This is a genomic window from Chelatococcus daeguensis (assembly GCF_001887265.1).
GTDB lineage: Bacteria > Pseudomonadota > Alphaproteobacteria > Rhizobiales > Beijerinckiaceae > Chelatococcus_A > Chelatococcus_A sambhunathii.
In genome coordinates, this window is the sequence record NZ_CP018095.1 from 2,963,647 (window position 1) to 2,983,985 (window position 20,339).

The 20,339-nt window shown below is 68.4% G+C and carries 19 protein-coding genes and 1 tRNA gene; 9 read left to right on the top strand and 11 right to left on the bottom strand.

Annotated elements, in window-relative coordinates; all coding sequences use genetic code 11:
• Nucleotides 1-10: 10 nt before the first annotated feature.
• From BOQ54_RS14085 to BOQ54_RS14095, 3 genes are all read right to left on the bottom strand, one after another.
• Nucleotides 11-166 carry an aa3-type cytochrome c oxidase subunit IV gene (locus tag BOQ54_RS14085; RefSeq protein WP_019403304.1) on the bottom strand — a complete coding sequence of 52 codons (156 nt, stop codon included), beginning with the start codon at nt 164-166 and terminating at the stop codon, nt 11-13.
• Between the two features lie 140 nt (nt 167-306).
• Complete coding sequence (locus BOQ54_RS14090; protein WP_071924123.1) at nt 307-1,671, bottom strand: ABC1 kinase family protein; 1,365 nt, start codon at nt 1,669-1,671, stop codon at nt 307-309.
• A 69-nt stretch (nt 1,672-1,740) separates the two neighbouring features.
• Complete coding sequence (locus BOQ54_RS14095) at nt 1,741-3,564, bottom strand: M3 family oligoendopeptidase (RefSeq protein ID WP_071924516.1); 1,824 nt, start codon at nt 3,562-3,564, stop codon at nt 1,741-1,743.
• A gap of 211 nt (nt 3,565-3,775) precedes the next feature.
• Between BOQ54_RS14095 and BOQ54_RS14100 the strand changes: the two genes are divergently transcribed.
• From BOQ54_RS14100 to BOQ54_RS20175, 3 genes are all read left to right on the top strand, one after another.
• Nucleotides 3,776-5,260: a sigma-54-dependent transcriptional regulator gene (locus tag BOQ54_RS14100; protein WP_055457684.1), complete on the top strand. Its 1,485-nt coding sequence runs from the start codon at nt 3,776-3,778 to the stop codon at nt 5,258-5,260.
• 98 nt (nt 5,261-5,358) lie between these two features.
• The gene (locus tag BOQ54_RS14105; RefSeq protein WP_071924124.1) at nt 5,359-7,074 is read left to right on the top strand and encodes a L,D-transpeptidase family protein; all 1,716 of its coding nucleotides are present in this window, start codon (nt 5,359-5,361) and stop codon (nt 7,072-7,074) included.
• A 264-nt stretch (nt 7,075-7,338) separates the two neighbouring features.
• A complete protein-coding gene (locus tag BOQ54_RS20175) occupies nt 7,339-8,934 on the top strand; it encodes a DUF882 domain-containing protein (RefSeq protein ID WP_245316223.1) in 1,596 nt (531 codons plus the stop codon).
• An 80-nt stretch (nt 8,935-9,014) separates the two neighbouring features.
• Here BOQ54_RS20175 and BOQ54_RS14115 read toward each other — a convergent pair whose 3' ends face one another.
• On the bottom strand, nt 9,015-9,266 hold the full coding sequence (locus BOQ54_RS14115; protein WP_055457687.1) for a DUF2312 domain-containing protein: 252 nt from the start codon (nt 9,264-9,266) through the stop codon (nt 9,015-9,017).
• Nucleotides 9,267-9,413: 147 nt separating this feature from the next.
• Nucleotides 9,414-9,722 (bottom strand): DUF1244 domain-containing protein, encoded by a 309-nt coding sequence (locus tag BOQ54_RS14120; protein ID WP_055457688.1) that lies wholly within the window; start codon nt 9,720-9,722, stop codon nt 9,414-9,416.
• 113 nt (nt 9,723-9,835) lie between these two features.
• Here BOQ54_RS14120 and BOQ54_RS14125 point away from each other — a divergent pair, with 113 nt between their 5' ends.
• From BOQ54_RS14125 to pyk, 4 genes are all read left to right on the top strand, one after another.
• On the top strand, nt 9,836-10,768 hold the full coding sequence (locus tag BOQ54_RS14125) for a DMT family transporter (protein ID WP_071924126.1): 933 nt from the start codon (nt 9,836-9,838) through the stop codon (nt 10,766-10,768).
• Nucleotides 10,769-10,828: 60 nt separating this feature from the next.
• Nucleotides 10,829-12,148 carry a glycerate kinase type-2 family protein gene (locus BOQ54_RS14130; RefSeq protein WP_055457919.1) on the top strand — a complete coding sequence of 440 codons (1,320 nt, stop codon included), beginning with the start codon at nt 10,829-10,831 and terminating at the stop codon, nt 12,146-12,148.
• 88 nt (nt 12,149-12,236) lie between these two features.
• Nucleotides 12,237-12,710: a DUF1036 domain-containing protein gene (locus tag BOQ54_RS14135; protein ID WP_082464665.1), complete on the top strand. Its 474-nt coding sequence runs from the start codon at nt 12,237-12,239 to the stop codon at nt 12,708-12,710.
• On the top strand, nt 12,707-14,167 hold the full coding sequence (gene pyk / locus BOQ54_RS14140; protein ID WP_055457691.1) for a pyruvate kinase: 1,461 nt from the start codon (nt 12,707-12,709) through the stop codon (nt 14,165-14,167). Before BOQ54_RS14135 ends, pyk begins: the two co-directional genes overlap by 4 nt.
• 87 nt (nt 14,168-14,254) lie before the next feature.
• Here the strand turns inward: pyk and BOQ54_RS14145 are convergent, their stop codons facing one another.
• The 4 genes from BOQ54_RS14145 to cpdR form a co-directional block, all read right to left on the bottom strand.
• Nucleotides 14,255-14,887, bottom strand: coding sequence for a tetratricopeptide repeat protein (locus tag BOQ54_RS14145; protein WP_071924127.1), 633 nt, complete (start codon nt 14,885-14,887; stop codon nt 14,255-14,257).
• Nucleotides 14,888-15,035: 148 nt separating this feature from the next.
• Nucleotides 15,036-15,161: a type B 50S ribosomal protein L36 gene (ykgO, locus tag BOQ54_RS14150; RefSeq protein WP_019401092.1), complete on the bottom strand. Its 126-nt coding sequence runs from the start codon at nt 15,159-15,161 to the stop codon at nt 15,036-15,038.
• A 54-nt stretch (nt 15,162-15,215) separates the two neighbouring features.
• Nucleotides 15,216-15,290 (bottom strand) — tRNA-Val (locus BOQ54_RS14155).
• Between the two features lie 86 nt (nt 15,291-15,376).
• Nucleotides 15,377-15,736 carry a cell cycle two-component system response regulator CpdR gene (cpdR, locus tag BOQ54_RS14160; RefSeq protein WP_019401091.1) on the bottom strand — a complete coding sequence of 120 codons (360 nt, stop codon included), beginning with the start codon at nt 15,734-15,736 and terminating at the stop codon, nt 15,377-15,379.
• A 315-nt stretch (nt 15,737-16,051) separates the two neighbouring features.
• Here cpdR and BOQ54_RS14165 point away from each other — a divergent pair, with 315 nt between their 5' ends.
• On the top strand, nt 16,052-16,942 hold the full coding sequence (locus tag BOQ54_RS14165) for an N-formylglutamate amidohydrolase (RefSeq protein ID WP_055457693.1): 891 nt from the start codon (nt 16,052-16,054) through the stop codon (nt 16,940-16,942).
• A 182-nt stretch (nt 16,943-17,124) separates the two neighbouring features.
• Here the strand turns inward: BOQ54_RS14165 and BOQ54_RS14170 are convergent, their stop codons facing one another.
• Nucleotides 17,125-18,411 carry an MFS transporter gene (locus BOQ54_RS14170; protein WP_245280443.1) on the bottom strand — a complete coding sequence of 429 codons (1,287 nt, stop codon included), beginning with the start codon at nt 18,409-18,411 and terminating at the stop codon, nt 17,125-17,127.
• Nucleotides 18,412-18,564: 153 nt separating this feature from the next.
• Here BOQ54_RS14170 and hisN point away from each other — a divergent pair, with 153 nt between their 5' ends.
• A complete protein-coding gene (gene hisN, locus BOQ54_RS14175; protein ID WP_055457695.1) occupies nt 18,565-19,347 on the top strand; it encodes a histidinol-phosphatase in 783 nt (260 codons plus the stop codon).
• On the opposite strand, the gene BOQ54_RS14180 is transcribed toward hisN, so the two are convergent.
• Nucleotides 19,314-20,300: an alpha/beta fold hydrolase gene (locus BOQ54_RS14180; protein WP_071924128.1), complete on the bottom strand. Its 987-nt coding sequence runs from the start codon at nt 20,298-20,300 to the stop codon at nt 19,314-19,316. The two genes, hisN and BOQ54_RS14180, sit on opposite strands and share 34 nt — an antisense overlap.
• Between the last annotated feature and the right edge of the window lie 39 nt (nt 20,301-20,339).

A 20,339-nucleotide genomic window follows, 5' to 3' on the forward strand; every position in this document is an offset into this window, starting at 1 on the left:
GGGCCCGCCGTCAGAGCAGGAAGATCGCCAGGAAGACGAAGACGAGCACGACCGCGATGGTGGCCCATTTCGAGAAGGTGATGAACGCTGCGTAGGTGCGCTCGTGGGCGGGATAATCCATGTCCGGGTGCCCCCCGGCGGGAACGGCGTGCTTGTGTTCTGCCATGGTAATCCTCGGTATGATCCGGCGTCGTCCGGCTTTACCGCAAGGTGCCGCCGCATGCAACGCGGGCCGCGAAGCATGGCCCCGTTCATTCGGCAGGCTTTGCTATTAAACCGTTTTAATCGACGCGCAAGAGCGTTTCTTCACGCCGGCGCGGAAAGGCCGGCCGCGGACAGGGCCCGGCCCTGCGCCGCCGCGACCGTATCGAGTCCGAAACGGTCGATCTCCGCCTCGAACAGGCGATGAAAGTTCAGCTCGGCCCCGAGATGCAGGAAGACCGCCCCGAGACCGATGGCTGCGCGATCCATGAAGACGAACTCGCGCGGCACCCGTACCGGCCCCTTCTCCCGCAACGCCTGCTTGACGCGCCAGGCCTCACGCCGGCCGTACTCGCCGGGCGCCACGCCGTCGGCGATCGTGCGCACCCGGTCGTCCAGAAGGGGGCCGTAGATGAAGCGCGCCCACAGGTTGAGCACCTCGATGAGGTCCTTGCGCAGGCCGCGGAAGCCCCAGATCTCGTAGGCCGCGACGACCCGGTCCGGCTCGTCGTCGCGCAGGCCCTGGTAGAGGTCCACCACCCCGCCGACGAAGCGGGCCGGGAAGATGCGGATGCAGCCGTAATCGAGCAGGTTGATGCCGGCGGCGTGGCCTGCCGCATCGTCGAAGACCGTGTAGTTGCCGAGATGCGGATCGCCGTGGATGACGCCGAAATGCGAGAACGGATGCCACCAGGCCTTGAACATGGCCGTGGCGAGGCGATTGCGGGTCTCTAGCGGCGCCTGCTTGTAGTCGAGGATCGGCCGCCCCTCCAGCCAGTCGAGCGTGAGCAGCCTCAGCGTCGAGAGTTCCGCCCACACGCCCGGCACCCGCACCTCCGGCACGTCGGCCAGCATGTGGGCGTAGAGCGCGGCATGGCGCGCCTCGCGCCGATAGTCGAGCTCCTCGCGCAGCCGCGCGCCGATCTCCTCCTGGATTTCGGCCGTGTCGATCTCCGGGCTCAGCCGCCGCTGCACGGCGAGCAGCATGCCGAGCTGGCTGAGGTCTGCCTCGACGGCCGACTGCATGTCCGGATATTGCAGCTTGCAGGCGAGCGGCACCCCGTCGTGCGAGCGCGCCCGATGCACCTGACCGAGGGACGCGGCCGCCGCCGGCTGCAGGTCGAACGCGCCGAAGCGCCCGGCCCAGTCGAGCCCGAGTTCAGCCATCATGCGCCGGCGCACGAAGGCAGCCCCCATGGGCGGGGCCTGCGACTGCAGCTTCTGCAGTTCCGTCGCATATTCCGGCGGCAGGGCGTCGGGGATGGTGGCGAGCAGCTGCGCGACCTTCATGAGCGGCCCCTTGAGGCCGCCAAGCACCCCCGTGAGCTCCGCCGCATAGCGCGAAGGGTCCGCCTCCCGCCCGAGCACCCGCGTGCCGACGATCCGCGCGGCGATGCCGCCCACATTGGCGCCGACCCGCGCATAGCGGGCCGCACGCGCCGAGAACCGATTGCCTTCGGGATCGCTCATGGGGCGTTTTCTCCAACTGCCCCTATCTGGGGTCGACGAGAGCGGATTGCGACGGCCACGGAATGCTTCTCAATCCTCCAGCCCTTCCAGTTCGGTGATCAGCCGGTCGACCATACCGAGGCCGATCTGCCAGAAGGCCGGGTCGCGCGCATCGAGGCCGAAGGGGGCGAGCAGTTCGGAATGATGCTTGGTGCCGCCAGCCGCGAGCATGGCGAGATAGCGCTCGGCGAAGCCCTCGCGCGCCCCCTCGTAGACGCCGTAGAGCGAATTCACCAGGCAGTCGCCGAAGGCATAGGCATAGACGTAGAACGGCGAGTGAATGAAGTGGGGGATGTAGGCCCAGAACACCTCGTAGCCCGGGCGCAGGTCGACGCTCGGACCCAGGCTCTCGGTCTGCACCTTCAGCCACAAGTCGCACAATCGCTCCGAGGTCAGCTCGCCGGCCCGCCGCTCGGTATGGACGTGCCGCTCGAAGGTATAAAAGGCGATCTGCCGCACCACGGTGTTGATCATGTCCTCCACCTTGGCGGCGAGCATGGCCTTGCGCTGGCGCTTGTCGCTCGTGGCATCGACGAGGCGGCGAAAAGTGAGCATCTCGCCGAAGACGGAAGCCGTCTCGGCCAGCGTCAGCGGCGTCGGCGCCATGAGTGCGCCGTTGGGGGCCGCGAGCACCTGATGCACCCCATGGCCGAGTTCGTGGGCGAGCGTCATCACGTCGCGCGGCTTGCCGAGGTAGTTGAGCAGCACATAGGGGTGCGCCGAGGGCACGGTCGGATGCGCGAAGGCGCCCGGGGCCTTGCCGGGCCGCACCGGTGCATCGATCCAGCGCTCGTCAAAGAAGCGGCGCGCGATGTCGGCCATCTGCGGTGAGAACTCGCCATAGGCGCCGAGCACGGTGTCGCGCGCCTCCTCCCAGCCGATGGTGCGCATCTCCACCTTGGGCAGCGGCGCGTTGCGGTCCCAGTGCGCCAGCTTGTCCTTGCCGAACCAGCGCGCCTTGAGCGCGTAGTAGCGGTGCGACAGGCGCGGATAGGCCTGTTGCACGGCCTCGACCAGCGCTTCCACAACCTCGCGCTCGACGCGGTTGGCGAGATGGCGTGAATCGGCCACGTCCTCGAAGCCGCGCCAGCGGTCCGAGATCTCCTTGTCCTTGGCAAGCGTGTTGGTGACAAGCGTGAAGATGCGCAGGTTGGCGCGGAAAACTTGGGCCAGCGCCTCAGCGCCGGCCCGGCGCACCTCCTCCTGCGGCTCCTGCAGCTTGTTGAGGGTCGGCTCGAGCGTCAGTTCCTCACCGTCGACGGTGAAGCGCAGCGAGGCGATGGTCTCGTCGAACAAGCGGTTCCAGGCCGCCCGGCCGGTGACCGACTTCTCATGGAAGAGCTGCTCGATCCTGTCGTCGAGTTGGAAGGGCTTGTCCTTGGCGATGTCCTCGAGCCACGGGCGCCAGTGGGCGAGCGGCGCCTTGGAGGCCGCCTCCGCAAGGACCTTGTCGTCGATGCGGTTGAGTTCGAGCGTGAAGAACAGGAGATCGGAGCTTGCTGCCGTCAGGCGCTCCTGCGTGTCGCCATAAAACTTGCCGCGCTTGGGGTCTGTCGTGTCGCCCGAGTAGACGAGCCCGGCGTAGGACATGAGGCGGCCGAGAAGATCCTCCAGCTTTTCGTAGCGGGCGACCACAGCCGCCAGTTGCTCGCTCGCATCCGGTGCCGCCGCCATCGCCGCAAGTTTGCCCCGGTAGGCGGCGGCGAAAGCCTTGCATTCCTCCTCGGCCCGCGCGAGATCGTCGGCGAAGGCCTTGGACTCCATGCCCGGATAAAGATGCGACAGGTCCCATTCCGGCAGGCCGCCGAGCGTGTTGCCGTCCCGCGCCTGCGCGCCCGTGCTGCTGATCGTCATCGTCTTCCTGTCGTTGTCCATAGGTCCCGCAGGTTCCTACCGACCCACGGACCGATTCCGTTTCTGGCCGATCATCGGGCTTTGAATCGCGATGATCAACGCCGCGGCGGCAGACAGGATCCGTCTTCGGCACACGGCTGCGTTAACAAGAGCTTTACCGTTCTCGCCCAGCATCGCCCCGAAACGGAACACAGCCGGGCGATTGAGCGAGATGACGACGATCCTGATCGTGGACGACGACCCGGTGCAACGCCGCCTCGTCGAGGGCATGGTGCGGCGCTTCGGCTATGAGCCGCTCATCGCGAGTTCGGGCGAGGAGGCGCTCACGCTGATGGCCGGCGGCCAGCCGCCCGTCGATCTCGTGCTGCTCGATCTCGTCATGCCCGATCTCGATGGCATGGGCGTGCTCTCGGCGATGCGCGAGAAGGGTATCGCGCTACCCGTCATCGTGCAGACCGCGCACGGCTCCATCGAAACCGTCGTCTCGGCCATGCGGGCGGGAGCGGCGGACTTCGTCGTCAAGCCGGTGGGGGCGGAGCGCCTGCAGGTTTCCATCGCCAATGCCCTGCGCACCGATGCGCTGGAGGACGAGATCCGCCGCATGAAGCGGCGCGTCGAGGGCGCCCTGTCGATCCGCGACATCGCCACGCGCAGCGAGGCCATGCGCCGGGCGCTGCACCTCGCCGAGCGCGCGGCCCGCTCCGGCATCCCGGTGCTCATCGAGGGCGAATCGGGCGTCGGCAAGGAGGTGCTGGCCCGCGCCATCCAGGGCTCGGGCGAGCGCAAGGGCAAGCCCTTCGTCACCGTCAACTGCGGCGCCATTCCCGAGAACCTCGTGGAATCGACCCTGTTCGGCCACGAGAAAGGTGCCTTCACCGGCGCCACCGAGAAACATGCCGGCAAGTTCGTCGAGGCGAACGGGGGCACGCTCTTCCTCGACGAGATCGGCGAATTGCCACTCGATGCACAGGTCAAGCTCCTGCGCGCCATCCAGGAGGGCGAGGTCGATCCGGTCGGCGGGCGCCGGCCGGTCAAGGTGGACATCCGCCTGATCTCGGCGACGAACCGCAGCCTGCTCGACCTCGTCAAACAGGGCCGTTTCCGCGAGGATCTCTACTACCGCCTCAATGTCTTCCCGATGACCCTGCCGCCGCTGCGCGCGCGCCGTGAGGACATTCCGGAACTCGCTCTCGGCTTCCTCGCCCGGTTCGCCGCCGAGGAAGGCAAGCGCGTGCGCGCCATCGCGCCCGAGGCCATGGCACTCATCACTCGCTACGACTGGCCGGGCAACGTGCGCCAGCTCGAGAATGCGATCTTCCGCGCCGTCGTGCTCGCCGACGGGCCCGAGCTGACGGTAGCGGAATTCCCGCAGATCGCGAGCCAGGTCGAGGGCTACGCGATCGACATCCCGCCCGCCCCCGCGGGCCCTGCGCCCGCCCCTGCCCCGGCGCGCGAGATCGTCCATGTCGAGGTGCGCGATCCGGGCAGCCTGCGCCTTCTCGACGATATCGGCGAGGTGCGCCCGCTCGCCGACATCGAGGCCGACGCCATTCGCTTCGCCCTCAACCATTATCGCAGCCACATGTCCGAGGTGTCGCGCAAGCTCGGCATCGGCCGCTCGACGCTCTACCGCAAGCTCAAGGAACTGGGCCTCGCTGAGGCCCCCGAGGGGGACGCGGACGGATCCATCGAATGACGACAGCAGGTATGGCAGCACACGGTGCCGAACCCGTCAGCATGCGAATCGTTTACAAGACACTCGGTCCGGCCGGAACAGCGGGAAAGGGGGCACTCATGCGGGCAAGCACTGCCGCGTGCATCGTCGCCGTTGGCATCGGTCTTCTGACCGCTGCCATTACGGGCCGCGCAGCGGCCGAGCCGATCGTGCCGGCGCAATCCGCGAGCCTCGTCCTGCCCACCCCGCCCGCTGCGGCGGTCGATGTGAGGGACATCGCCCCAACGGAGCCCGAACCGCCCGCGTCCGCAGGCACGGGCACGCTCGCCCCGCCCGATCTCCCCGATATCGCGGTGTCGATCACCGCGGATGAGCCGTCCGTCGCCCTGGCCGGCCGCATCCTCGACGCGCGCGACTGGACGCTGCCGCGCCTCGGCGAGGAGCAGCGCGGGGCAATCCGCGCCTTCTATGAAGCGCGCGGCTTCAATCCCCTGTGGATCGCCGACGGCGCCTTCACGCCGGCGGCCCGCAAGATCATGGCGGTCCTGACGGACGCGGCGGCCGAGGGGCTCGACCCGGCGGATTATCCACTGCCGCAGATTGACGGTCTCGAGGGTTCCAGCCGCGGCAGGGCTCTCGCGGATGCCGACCTGAAGCTCAGCGCGGCCGCCGTCCTCTACGCCCGCGATGCGCGCGGCGGGCGCCTCGAGCCGACCAAACTCTCGAAGCTGCTCACTCCGACGCGCGAACTGCCGGAAGCAGGCGACGTGCTGGAGCGGCTCGGCGCAGCCACGGATCCTGGCGCGGCGCTCGCGGCCTACAATCCGCAGCATGCGCAATATGCTGCGCTGAAACGCAAGCTCGCGGAGGTACGCTCCGAACGGCCGGCGCAGACGCCCATGGTGCGCGTGCCCAAGGGGCCGACGCTGCGGCTCGGCATGCAGGACGAGCGCGTGCCGCTCATCCGCGCCCGCTTCGGCCTCGACGTGACGCCGGACGGCGACCACACCTATGACGAGAAGGTGGCTGCGGCCATCGCCGATTTCCAGCGTGCGCACGGGCTCGCCGCCGACGGCGTCCTGGGCGCACAGACCCTGGCGGCGCTCGGTGGCGGCGAGACGACGAACGGACGCCTCGAGGCCGACATCATCGCCAACATGGAGCGCTGGCGCTGGCTGCCGGCCAACCTCGGCGACAGGCACATCTCCGTCAACATCCCCGCCTACATGGTCCGCGTGCTCGACCGGGGCGAGGTGATTCACGAGGCGCGCGTCATCGTCGGCAAGCCGGAGACGCCGACGCCCGTCTTCTCGGACGTGATGCGCCACGTCGTCGTCAATCCCTACTGGAACGTGCCGCCGTCAATCCTGCGCAAGGAGTTCCTGCCGCACATGGCCCAGGACCCGGATTATGCGGCGCGTCGCGGCTACGAGGTGATTCGGCGCGGCAACAGCATCTCCATCCGCCAGCCGCCGGGCGAGCGCAACGCTCTCGGCCACATCAAGTTCATGTTCCCCAACCAGCACGCCGTCTACCTGCACGACACGCCGAGCCGCTCGCTCTTCAAGCGCAGTGAACGTGCCTTCAGCCACGGCTGCGTGCGGGTGGACGATCCCTTCACCTTCGCCGAGATCGTACTTGGCGACGCCTGGCCACAGTCGCGGATGAAGAAGCTGATCGGCAAGGGGGAACGCCTCGTGCGTCTCCCCGAACTTATCCCCATCCATCTCACCTATTTCACCCTCATGGTCACCGACGAAGGCAAGCTCGTTCGCTACCCGGATATCTATAGCCACGACCAGCGTGTCGCGGCCGCCCTCCGCGATTTACACTGAACGTGGCGACAGGAGCGATCGATCGGCATTATTTTGCCATCGTCTCGCCTTAACCGGTTCTTGTCCGCAGCCGGTCCCGACGCTAACCTTGCGTTAAGGCTTTGCGGTAAGAGTTCGTTCATCGTTTGACTGACGGCCGCGTTCAAGGCCGTCTCAGCAACGGATGAGTTGGCTTTGTATTCGACACGCTTCAGGCAAGCGTTGTCCCGGGTGGGGCCTTGTTCGCGCGCGGCGTGCAAGATCCTGATCGCGTGCGCCGCGGTCGTGGCCGGGACCCGCAGTCTCCAGGATGCGGTCGCCAATGGCGACACGCGGGCGATCAGCCTGTACCAGACCCATACCAAGGAAAGCGTGACCGTTACCTTCAAGCGCAACGGGGTCTATGACCGCGAGGCGCTGGAGAAGCTCAACTGGATCCTGCGCGACTGGCGCCGGGACGAGCCAATCGCCATGGATCCCAAGCTGTTCGACGTGGCTTGGGCCGTGCACCGCGAGGTGGGCTCGCGCCAGCCGCTCCATGTCGTCTCGGGTTACCGGGCCCCTGAAACCAACGCCATGCTGCGCCGCCGCTCCAGCGCGGTCGCCAAGCAGAGCCAGCACATGCGCGGCAAGGCGATGGACTTCTACCTGCCGGACGTCAACATGGCCCAGGTGCGGGCCATCGCCATGCGCCTGCAGCGCGGCGGCGTCGGCTATTATCCGACGGCCTTCAACCCCTTCGTGCATCTCGACGTCGGCAGCGTGCGCTCGTGGCCGCGCATGACGCGCGACCAGCTCTCGCGCCTCTTCCCCGACGGCAAGACCGTCCACATCCCCGCGGATGGCCGGCCGATGGAGGGCTACGAACTCGCCCGCGCCGAGATCCTGTCGCGCGGCGATGCGGTCGCCGGCTCCTATTCGGCCTATGCCGAGGCCGAGACAGCCCGGCCAAGCGGATCGCGCAAGAGCTTCTGGGCCTCCCTCTTCGGCCTCGACGAGGAGGAGGATGAGGATTTCGCCAAACCGAGCGGCAATGCGCGCACAAGGGTCGCCACTGCCGAAACCGCGCCGGCGGGGGGCGATGCCGCCGTCGCCGCCGACAACAGCAACGTGTCCTTCTTCCTGCGCGACCGGCGCGGCGGCGGTGCACCGACAGCGCAGCCACAGCCCCCCCGACCCACCGCAGTCGCGGCGGCGCCTCAAGCGGAGCCACTGGTCCAGGCGCCCACCGCGGTACCGGCAGTGGTGCCGCTGCCCCAGGCGCGGCCGGACGGCATCGCCCCTGCGGCGGTCCCGTCCGCCGAGGCACCTGTCGCGCTCGCCATGGCGCCGGTGCCCCCGCGGCGGCCTGAGGACGCCATCGCTTCCGTCAATGCCATTGCCGCAACGGCGGTCGTTGCGAACGTTCCGGCGCCGCCGAGCCGACCGGTGAGCTTCGCCGCCGCCGGCCTCGGCTCGCAGGAGATCGGCACGCGCGCCTCATCCGACGAGAGTGGCGCGCTCGCCGCCCTCGCCGCGGCGGCATCCGCCCGTCCACCGATGACCCGCGTTGCCGGCCTCGTGCCGATGGCCTATGCGGCGGCCGACGTGCCGGTGCCGCCTATCCGCCCCCTCGCCACCGCCGCATCGCCGGCTGTCGCCGAAGAGGCGAGGCCCACGCCTGCCACGCCCCGCCCGGTCGCCGCAGCGGCCGTCCCGCGCGTCCTGCGCCCCCTGTTCGGCGGCGACCCGGTCGAGCCGCCGACCCCCTCGTCGCGCATTGCGATGGCCCATGCGGCAGCCTCGTCCCCGCGCCCCCTGCCGGCGAGCCGGCTAGCGGCAGCGGCCTTCACGCTCGCGCTGCCGCTTCACGCCGACGGTCCGGAGGCACCGCAACCCTGAAGCGCAGCGACCCCAGACAACAAGAAGCCCCGGCAGGACCGGGGCTTCTTGTTGGGCCGGTACGGCAGCCTCGCGGCACCTCACATGCCGAGCGCCTGCATGTAAAGTTCGAGGATCGCCTCTTCCTCCTGGCGCTCCTCCGGCGGCTTCTTGCGCATGCTGACGAGCCGGCGGATCGCCTTGGTATCGAAGCCGCGTCCCTTCGCCTCGCCGTAGACTTCCTTGATGTCGCCAGCGATGGCCGCCTTCTCCTCCTCGAGCCGTTCGATGCGCTCGATGAACTGCTTCAACTCCTCCGCGGCAACACCACTGTCGGCAACGTCGCTGACCATATGTCTCTTCCGTCTCACTGATGGATCATGGGCGACCGGCGGCCGCCCGCGCGCGAGCCGCGCAGACTAGTGGCTCCGGCGCGGATTGGAAGGGGCCGTGGCGGCCGAAATGTCTCGTGTCCCCGCTATCCCGATGTCAAGGCCGGATCAGCCGTGGCGATGGCCCGCCTTGGTGAAGGCTGCCTTCTGCTCCGGCGTCGCCTCCTTCTGGTGGCGCTCCTTCCAGTCCTCGTAGGGCATGCCGTAGACATGCTCGCGCGCATTGGCCCGGTCGAGCGTCAGCGAACGCTCGGCGGCCGCTTCCTCGAGCCAGTTGGACAGGCAGTTGCGGCAGAAGCCGGCAAGGTTCATGAGATCGATGTTCTGCACGTCGGTGCGCTCGCGCAGGTGCTTCACGAGCCTGCGAAAGACCGCGGCCTCCAGTTCGGTCATCGTATGGGCGTCGATCTGCTGCATTGCCGTGCTCCTTCCTCGCCGTCCGGCCGTTGCGAGGAACAATGGTGACGAAAGTCGCAACTTGCCATAGGAGGAGCGGGATCGCGACCTCCCTCGCAGACGCCGGTGCCCCCTTGAGCATCACCTCATCCTCGAAAGCCACGCATGCACCCTCGCCGCTCGCGCTCGGCGCCCTCCTCGCTGCGGCGCTCGCCATGGGCCTGTCGCCCGTCCTCGTGCGCCTTGCCGATGTCGGGCCGTTTGCCAGCGCCTTCTGGCGCGTGGCGCTCGCCTTGCCCATCCTCTGGGTCTGGATGCAGGCGGAAGAACGCGGCCGCGGGACCGCACGGTCACGACCCTTCGGGCGCGGCACCGTGCTCGCCGGCCTGTTCTTCGCCGGCGACCTGTTTTTCTGGCATCTCGCCATCATGAACACGACGATCGCCAATGCCACCTTTTTCGCGACGATGGCGCCGCTCTTCGTCGTGCTGGCGAGTTGGCTCGTGTTGCGTCGCCGGGTCGCCGGCCCGGTTCTCATCGGCCTCGCCTTCTGCCTCGCGGGCGGGGCGGCCCTCATCGGCCAGAGCCTCGATATCGCGCCGCAGCGGCTCGTGGGCGACGGCTTCGGCATCGCCACGGCCGTCTTCTTCGGCTTCTACTTCCTCGCCATCGAACATGCGCGCAAGACGACCGGAGCTGCCCGCGTCACCTTCGAATCGAGTCTCATCACCGCCGCCATCCTGCTCGTCGTGGCCTTCGTCATGGAGCCGCACATCCTGCCGCGGAGCAGCTGGGGCCTTGCCGTCCTCGTCGCGCTCGCCTGGTTCAGCCATGCCGGCGGCCAGGGGCTGCTCGCCTTTGCCCTCGGGCATCTGCCGGCGACCTTCTCCTCCCTCGTCATCTTCCTGGAAGCGGTCTTCGCCGCGGCCTTCGGCTGGCTGATCGCGGGCGAGGCCTTGACGCTGGTGCAAACGGCCGGCGGACTGCTCATCCTGTTCGGAATCTGGCTCGCGCGGCCGAAAGCTCCGCGCACCGCAGTGGAACGACAATTGCCGGTGCCGCACTAGGGTCGAGTGCCGGGAGGAACGAGGGAGAACGAGATGGCCGAAGGCTTGGGCGACAAAGGCATGGCGCACCCGGCGTACCTGTCGGGTCCCGTCGGCGCGCGCCGCGCGGTGCTGGAGGCGGTCTTCGAGGCGGCCGTCGCCGCGGCCCACCCGCGCCTCTGCCTGCCGCAGCACCTGCCTCCCCCGCCCGCGAACGGGCGCATCATCCTGCTCGCCGCCGGCAAGGCCGCCGCATCGATGACGGTCGTCGCCGAGGAATTCTACGAGAGCGAATACCGCCTCCCGCGCGAACGCATGACTGGCATCGCCGTGACACGGCATGGCTATGGCCAGCCAACGCAACGAATCGAGATCGTCGAGGCCGGGCATCCCGTGCCGGACGCCGCCGGCCTCGCCGCGACGGAGCGGGCGCTCGCCCTTGCCGCCGGGGCGCACAAGGAAGACCTCGTGCTCGTGCTTCTGTCCGGCGGCGGCTCTGCCAATTGGATCGCGCCGGCCGGCAACCTGACGCTGGCGGAAAAGCAGGCCATCACGCGCGCACTGCTGCGCTCCGGCGCATCGATCGATGAGATCAACGCCGTGCGCAAGCACCTGTCGCGCATCAAGGGCGGGCGCCTCGCCCGCTGCGCCGCTCCGGCGACGATCCTGACCCTCGCCATATCCGACGTGCCCCGCGACGCCCCCTCGACCATCGCCTCCGGCCCGACGGTGCCTGACCCGACAACACTCGCCGAGGCGCGTGCCATCGTCGCCCGACGCGGCGTTCCGCTGACCGCCTCGGCCGCAGCGCTGCTCGACGATCCGGCGAACGAATCTCCAAAGGCCGGCGACCCAGCCTTTGCGCGCAGCCGCTTTGAGATCATCGCCCGCCCGGCCGACTCCATCGCTATCGCGGCGCGCACCGCGCGGGAGAACGGCTACGAGCCCATCGTCCTGGGGGCCGACCTCGAGGGGGAGGCCCGCGAGATCGCAGCCAACCATGCACGGCAGGCGCTTGCCCTGCGCGAAGCCGGCCGCCGGGCCGCCATCATCTCGGGCGGGGAACTGACGGTCACGCTGAAGGGTAAGGGACGCGGCGGCCCGAACCAGGAATACGCCCTCGCGCTCGCCCTCGCCCTCGACGGCGCGGCGGGCATCTGCGCCCTTGCCGGCGATACCGACGGCACGGACGGCGGCGGCGGTGCCGCGAGCGACCCGGCGGGCGCCATCATCGACGAGACCACGCTCGCGCGCGCATGCAGCCTTGGCCTCGATCCCGCCGCATCTCTGGCCGACAACGATTCGACGCGCTTCTTCGAAGCCCTCGGCGACCTTCTCCTGCCCGGTCCCACACGCACCAACGTCAACGATTGTCGCGTGATACTCGTCGACGACCGCTAGGACGCGCCGGTACGGACAACGAAGAGGCGCGTTGACATTCCGCGCCGCGACGCTCAAGACCTGTATCGATTAGATGCTTGATTGGCCGATGAAACTCACCCAGCTTGCCCCCATGTCCCGGCTGCGAAAGTTCGCCCTCGGCGCCCTCGCCCTCGCGTGGCTCGCGCTTGTCATCGGGGCCGTTTCGCCTGCCCGGGCGGACCTGCGCATCTGCAACATGACCGGGGCGCGCGTCGGCGTCGCGCTCGGCTATCGCGACGCCCAGGGCTGGATGACCGAAGGCTGGTGGAACATCGACGAACGCAAATGCGAGACGCTGCTCAAGGGGCCGCTCGCCGGGCGTTTCTACTACATTTACGCTCTCGACTATTCCGGTGGCGGGGAATGGGGCGGCCGCTCCTTCCTGTGCACGCGCGACCGCGAGTTTTCCATTCGCGGCATCGACAACTGCCTCGCCCGGGGCTACGAGCGGACCGGGTTCTTCGAGGTCGACACGGGACAGCAGAAGAGCTGGACCATCCAGCTCACGGACAGCAACAGAGCAGCCGAGGTGCGTAGATGAGACGGATGCGGCGCGTAAAGATCTTGGCCACCCTCGGACCCGCGTCCAACGACCCGGCCATGATCGCCCGGCTGCATGAGGCCGGCGCGGACGTCTTCCGCATCAACATGAGCCACACCTCGAAGGACGATCTCGCCGAGCGCGTTGCCGCCATCCGTGCCGTCGAACAACGCGCGGGCCGGCCCATCGGCATCCTCGTCGACCTGCAGGGACCGAAGCTGCGCATCGGCACCTTCGCCAAGGATGCCGAGATGCTGTCGGCGGGCGAGCGCTTCGTCCTCGATGCCGACCCCAAGCCCGGCACGTCCAAGCGCGTGCACCTGCCGCACCCCGAAATCCTCGCGGCGCTCGAGCCCGGCCATGCCGTCATCATCGACGATGGCAAGATCCGGCTCGAGGTGGAGAGCGTCGGCAAAGGCAAGGCCACCACGCGGGTCGTGGTGGGCGGCAAGATCTCCAATCGCAAGGGCGTCAGCCTGCCCGACACCACTATCCCAGTCTCGGCCATGACGGAGAAGGATCGCACCGATCTCGAGGCTGCCGTCAACATCGGGGTCGACTGGATCGCGCTCTCCTTCGTGCAGCGGCCGGAAGACATCGCGGAGGTGCGCAAGGTCGCGCGCGGGCGGGCGCTCGTCATGGCCAAGATCGAGAAGCCGCAGGCGGTTGCCCGGCTCGACGAGATCATCGAGGTCTCCGATGCGCTGATGGTCGCCCGCGGCGATCTCGGCGTCGAGATGCCGCTCGAGAAGGTGCCCGGCATCCAGAAGCTCATCACGCGCAGCGCCCGCCGCTGGGGCAAGCCGGTCGTCGTGGCCACGCAGATGCTGGAATCGATGATTACCTCGCCGGTTCCGACACGTGCCGAGGTGTCGGACGTCGGCACCGCCGTCTTCGAGGGCGCGGACGCCATCATGCTGTCGGCCGAGAGCGCGGCAGGCCAGTACCCGGTCGAGGCGGTGGCGACGATGAACCGCATCGCCGTGGAAATCGAGCGCGACAGCAACTACCGCGCCATCATCAACGCCCAACGCGCCGAACCCGAGGCGACGGGCGCCGATGCCATCGCCTCCGCCGCGCGCTCGATTGCCGAGACGCTCGACCTCAAGGCTATCGTTGCCTGGACCTCCTCCGGCGCCACGGGTCTGCGCATCGCGCGCGAGCGCCCGCAGACACCCTTGCTCGCCCTGACGCCGAATGCCGATGCGGGTCGGCGCCTCGCCCTCGTGTGGGGCGTGCATCCCATCGTGACCGAGGATGCCCGCGACATCGACGACATGGCCGACCGCGCCTGCGACATCAGCCGCGATGCCGGCTATGCCGAGGCCGGCCAGCGCGTCATCATCGTCGCGGGCGTGCCGTTCGGCACGCCCGGTGCGACGAACATGGTGCGCGTCGCCTTCGTCGCGCAGGATGGCGGTGCGCTCGGCCACGGTAATACATCGCGACGGCCCTGATGCCGAAGCGGCGGGCACGCTAGGCCGCTGACAGGCCGACGCGGGCGGCACGCTCACCCGCGGGGGCTTGCTGGACCTGCTGCCCGATCAGATATCCCGGCCGTCGACGTCCGGCGCCAGCCGCGCGACGGCGGCCTTCACCGCCTCGAGATGCGGGTGGACGGCCAGCGCCTGCCGATAGGCGCGCAGGGCGAGCGCCTTCTCCTCGTCCACCTCGAAGAGCCGGCCGAGGGCCGTCCACGCCTCGTAGTGGCGCGGTTCGCGAGCGATGGCCTGCTGCAGGTCGAGAATGGCCTGCCGGCGATCCCCCAGCATGCCGAAGAGCGTCGCGCGCTTCGCCCAGGCCTCGGCCCAGCCCGCCTCGATGACGACGACCCGGTCGAGCAATTCGATCGCCAGCGGCGGGTTGCCGGAGCGCGCGGCGACGAGCGCTCGGCTCATCAGGAGGTCGGCCGTATCGGAGCCGGAGCGCAGCCACTGGCGCTCGATGAGGCGGGCGATGCCAGCCGCCTCGGCTGCGTCACGGCTGTTGCCAAGACGCGCGAACAGCTGGTCGAGCTGGGCCGCCCGTCGCGCCGCGGGCGATACAGGCCGTTCTGCGCTCTGGGGTGGCTCCCGCGGCTCGGAGCCTTGCGACTGGGCTGCAATGCCACTCCACGGCGAAACGGCAAGGGCCATCCCCATCGAAAGAAGCACCAGCGGGCGGACTGCGCGTGTCATGCGACAGAGCCTAACGCGCCGAGGCCCCGGGGCAAAGTCCCGCGCAGACACGTCGCCGTGAATTGCAACCCGTCACCCCAACACCAAAAGCCCGGCGTCACCGCCGGGCTCTTCGTTGTTCATGCAAGACCGCCGAAGCGGCCGGGCGTCAGCCCTGGCGCGCCTTGAAGCGCTTCTGGGTCTTGTTGATGATGTACACGCGACCCTTGCGACGGACCAGCTGGTTGTCGCGGTGGCGCTCGCGCAGAGACTTGAGCGAATTGCGGATCTTCATCGTCCGATCTCCGTCCGGCGCGGCTCCATCGAACCTTGGCCGTCCTTCAAAAAATGGTGGGCGCGACAGGGATCGAACCTGTGACCCCTACGATGTCAACGTAGTGCTCTCCCGCTGAGCTACGCGCCCTTCGAACGACGCTTTCGCGACGTCCTCATGTGGGCCGCGGATATAGCGGCTTGCGGCGAACTGCGCAAGCCGCCCACGAAAAATAGTCAGGCGGCGAGCAACTTTTCCACTTCCGACACGAGTTCGCGCAGGTGGAAGGGCTTGGACAGCACCTTGGCGTCCTTCGGCGCCTGCGAATCGGGGTTGAGCGCCACCGCCGCGAAACCCGTGATGAACATCACCTTGATGTCCGGGTCGAGTTCGGTGGCCCGGCGCGCGAGCTCGATGCCGTCCATCTCCGGCATGACGATGTCGGTGAGCAGCAGTTCGAACGGCTCCTCCCGCAGGCGATTGTAGGCCGACAGCCCGTTGTCGAAGGACACCACCTCGTAGCCAGCATTCTGCAGGGCCTTGACGAGGAAGCGCCGCATGTCGTTGTCGTCTTCGGCGAGAAGGATCTTGCTCATAGCGCACGCGTCGAAAGTGATCGGGCGGGCCGCGGGCTCGGATCTGCCGTGCCGCGCTGCCCGGACGAAAGGTTAGTGGCACGTCCGTCGTCGGACAATGCTCTGCCCGAACCGCCGACGCCGTGCCTTATCGTCTAGACACGCTCCTCGTAAAAAAGCGGTGAAAAAGGGAGCGCGGCACACCGCCGGTCACGAATCGCACGCGCTCATGGCCATGCGGCGATGGACGACACGCCGGCAAATCGGCCACAATCATCGTTCGAGACGGCCCCGCCCGCGAGGGCCGTCGTCCCCGTAGCAGCGTCGTGGTCCCCGATGTCGTCTCCGATCGAGCCGGAACTCGCAATCCCCTTCACGGTCGTCGAACCATCCGATCAGACTGTGCCGCTTGTCTTCAACGCCCCTCACGCCGGCGCCGTCTATCCTCAGAGCTTCGTCGACGGCGCCCGGCTTGATCCACTCGCCCTGCGCCGTTCGGAAGATGCCTATGTGGACGCGCTCTTTGCCGGCATGGGCGCGCTTGGCGCCCCGATGCTCGTCGCCCGCTTTCCCCGCGCCTATCTCGACGTGAACCGCGAGCCCTATGAGCTCGACCCGCGCATGTTCGACGGCCGGCTGCCGCCCTATGCCAACACACGCTCGCTGCGCGTCGCAGGCGGGCTCGGCACCATCCCGCGCATCGTCGGCGACGGGCAGGAGATCTATCCCGGCAAGCTGCCTGTGGCCGAGGCCATGCGCCGCATCGAATGGCTCTACAAGCCCTACCATCGCGCCCTCCGCCAGATCGTGATGCGCACCCAACGCCGGTTTGGCTCGGTGCTGCTCGTCGACTGCCACTCGATGCCCTCTTCCAGCGTGACCCGGGACGAGAATTCGCGCGCCGACATCGTCATCGGCGATCGGTTCGGCACGAGTTGCGCGGCGGCGACCAGCGACAGGGTGGCGCAGTCCTTCGAGCGTCTCGGCTATCGCGTGGCCCGCAACCGCCCCTATGCCGGGGGCTTCATCACGGAGCACTATGGCGAGCCCGCAGCCGGCCGGCATGCCCTGCAGGTAGAGATCAACCGCAGCCTCTACATGGACGAGCGGACCATGCAGCGCACAGAGGGCTTCGCCCGCCTCGCATGCGACATCACCGAAGTCTTCTCCCTCATCGCAGCGACGGCCTGCACGGACCTCACCGAACGGCGCCTGGCGGCTGAGTAGCGCACGCTTGCCGACAGGCCGTCAGCCAGGCACCAGGCAAGAAAAAAGGCCGCACACTTGCGTGCGCGGCCCAAGTCTAGGGAGGAAACGCCCAAGGAGGGCAGCGGCACCGCGACGGAACATCGCCGTACCGCACGGCAACAACATGCCACCGCACCGCACAAAAAGCAAGGGTGATTGACCTATTTTTTTGTGCCCCCGGGATCGCGATCCCGGCCGGGGTGGGGGTCGTGTGCGAGGACGTAGGTAATGAGTGCGGCCGCAATTGCAAGGGCCAGCAAGGAAAAGACAGCCTTGTAGGCCTCTTGTGGATAGTGCCCGAGGGGGCCACGACCGAAGAGATCCATAAGCCGACCCGTCACCGTCTGCATCACGAAGACGCCGCCCATGGTGCCGATGTTCATCAGCGTGATGCCGCGGCCGATAAGATTTTGAGGGAAAAGAGATTTCCCGTGCGCCATGACGGGCGGCGTATAGGCCACGGCCGCCCCGAAGGCGATAAGCCAGACGAGCACCGAGACCGGGCCGAGAGGCATGAGGGCAGCGTAGGCGAGGCATGCGATGGTTGCAGAGGCGCCGAGCACGACCGGGGGTTTGTATCCGCGGAGGAGCCGATCCGCCGCGCCCCACAGGAAGAGGGCGGCGATCTGCGTCGCCGACGCCGCGAAGAGCGCGACACCGCGCCGCTCGAGGTCGAAGCCGTAGACGTCGCTCAGAAACGGGCCCGCCCACAGGCCGATGACCGTGCCGAAGGCCGCATAGCCGGTCGCGTGCATCAGGAAGAGCGGCCAGAACGAACGCACGCGCACCGCCTCGCGCACGCCGGCGAGCGCCATGCGCCAAGATTCGCGGCCAGCCCATGCGGTGACGGCGGGACCGCGCACGCCGAGGAAGACCGCGAGGCCCGCCGCCGCCGCAAAGGCCGCGACGACGAGGAAGCTCGCCCGCCAGCCGATCGATTCGGCGGCGAAGGCGAGCGGGGCGGTGGCGGCGAGCGTGCCGAAATTGCCGATGCTGAGCTGGATGCCGGTAAGGAAGGCGAAGCGCTCGGGCGGGAAGAGGCGGGCATAGATGGCGAGCGGCGCCATGAAGAAGCTAGAGCAGCCGATACCTAGGAGAAGCCGCGCGCCGACGAGCATCGTCGCGTCCCGCGCCAGCGCGAAGAGCAGGACACCGGCCACCGCGATGAGGGAACACACCAGCATGACGCGACGCGGCCCGTAGCGATCGATGGAGATGCCAACCGGGATCTGAGCGGCCGCGAAAGTCAGAAAGAAGCCGCTGGAGAGAAGCCCGAGGTCGGTGGCGGTAAGCGACAGGTCCGCGGCGAGGTTCGGCGCAATGACTCCGATGGAATTGCGCAGGAATTGACTGACACTGTAGATGCCCGCAAGCACCGCGATGAGCAGCGCCGCCTGGCTTCCCACCGGCGCCGCGCCTACGCCCGTCGGAATCTGGCTGTCCTTCATGCCCGTTCCTCCCGCCCTGCGCTCCACCGGACGCATGGCCTCTCGTTCGTTCCTCTCTTTCTAAACGGCTCCGCCCGCGATAAGACCCCTCTGCAACGCAGCCCTGCCCGCATGAGGTGCGAGGCTCGTGCACGGCTGGCGGAGGGGATGGGAATGGCAGCGGTCGACTTCAGCGCCTTCATGGACGAGCTTGCAACCGTGTCCGGGCGCGCCATCCTGCCGTTTTTCCGCACCGCACTGATGGCGGAGAACAAGGCGCTCGGCGACAGGTTCGACCCGGTGACGGAGGCCGACCGGGCGGCCGAAGCCGCCATGCGCCAGCTCATCCGCCGGCAGTTTCCCCAGCACGGCATCTGCGGCGAGGAATTCGGTGACGAGCGCCTGGATGCCGACTACGTTTGGGTGCTCGACCCGATCGACGGCACGCGCGCCTTCATTTCGGGTCTGCCGCTATGGGGCACGCTGATCGGCCTCACCCACCGCAGCGCACCCGTCTACGGCCTCATGCATCAGCCTTTCACGGGCGAGCGCTTCTACGGAGGCGGCAGAAGCGCCGGCTACAAGGGCCCGATGGGTGCGCGCACGCTCAAGACGCGACGCTGCGCGAGCCTGGCCGAGGCAACCCTCTCCACCACGTCCCCCGCCCTCTTCGCGGCGAACGAGCGCCCGCGCTACGAGCGCGTCGAACGCGAGACGCGCCTCGTCCGTTACGGCTATGACTGCTACGCCTATTGCATGGTCGCGGCCGGCCACATCGACCTTGTCATCGAGGCCGGACTGAAGCCCTATGACATCGTCGCCCTGGTGCCAATCATCGAAGGAGCCGGCGGCGTCGTCACCAACTGGCAAGGTGATTCGCCGGCGGCCGGGGGCGCGGTTGTCGCCGCAGGCGACCCGCGCATTCATGAGGCGGCGCTCAAGCTGCTCTCGGCCTGATCCGGCAGCGCCCCGTCCGACCCCGGCACAAAGGCGTCGAAGGCGGCCCAGAACTGGTCACGAATGTCGTCGCGTTCCATGAGGATCTCGTGTCGGGCCCCGGGGATCACGATGGCGCGGCCCGTCTTGAGGCGGGCGGCGAAACCTTCGATCGCCGGCGTCGAGACGACCGGATCGGCCCCGGCCGCGACGACGAGCACCGGCGTCCTGATCTCGAGCGCGAAGTTCGGATCCGCGAAGGCACCCATGGCGCGATAGGCTGCGTCGAGCCATGCCACCGTCGGATCGCCTATGGCGAGCGCGGGCGCCCGGGCGGCCACCTCGGCATTGCGCGCATAGCGCACCGGGTCCGACGTCAGCCGATTGCCTGCGAAGGGCTTCGTCGAGATCGACGTGGCACCGCCGCCGGGAACATAACTCGCCCCGAAACCGCAGGCATCGAGCATCTCGGACAGGAGGCGTGCGGCACGCGGCCAGGGCACCATGGCGATGTCGATCATCGGCGCGACCGTCACGAGGCGGGCGAAGGGGGTCTTCTTCCCCCTCATGGCGTGGAGGAGGATCGTCCCGCCCATGGAATGGGCGAGCACGAAGTAAGGCGGTGGACAGCGCGGCAGGACGACCTGATCGACGACGGCCGCAAGGTCGCGCTCATAGAGGGAGAAGTCGTCGACGTGGCCTTTGCGCGGGTCGGCAAGGTCGCGCTGCGAGCCGCCCTGGCCGCGCCAGTCGAAGGCGACGACCGTAAAGCCGCGGCGGCGCAGGTCCGCCACCGTCTCGAAATATTTCTCGATGAACTCCGCCCGCCCCTGAACGAGGCAGACGGTGCCGCGGGTCCGGCGCGCTGTCGGCCGCCAGCGCACGGCCCGCAGCACGACGCCGTCGGCGGTGGTCACCGGCGTTATCACCGGCTGGCTCGGCACCGGGTTCAGCTCTGTAGCGACGAGTTCCATCGCCCCTCCCGCCGCGGTTTGCGGCCATTCCACCCGGTT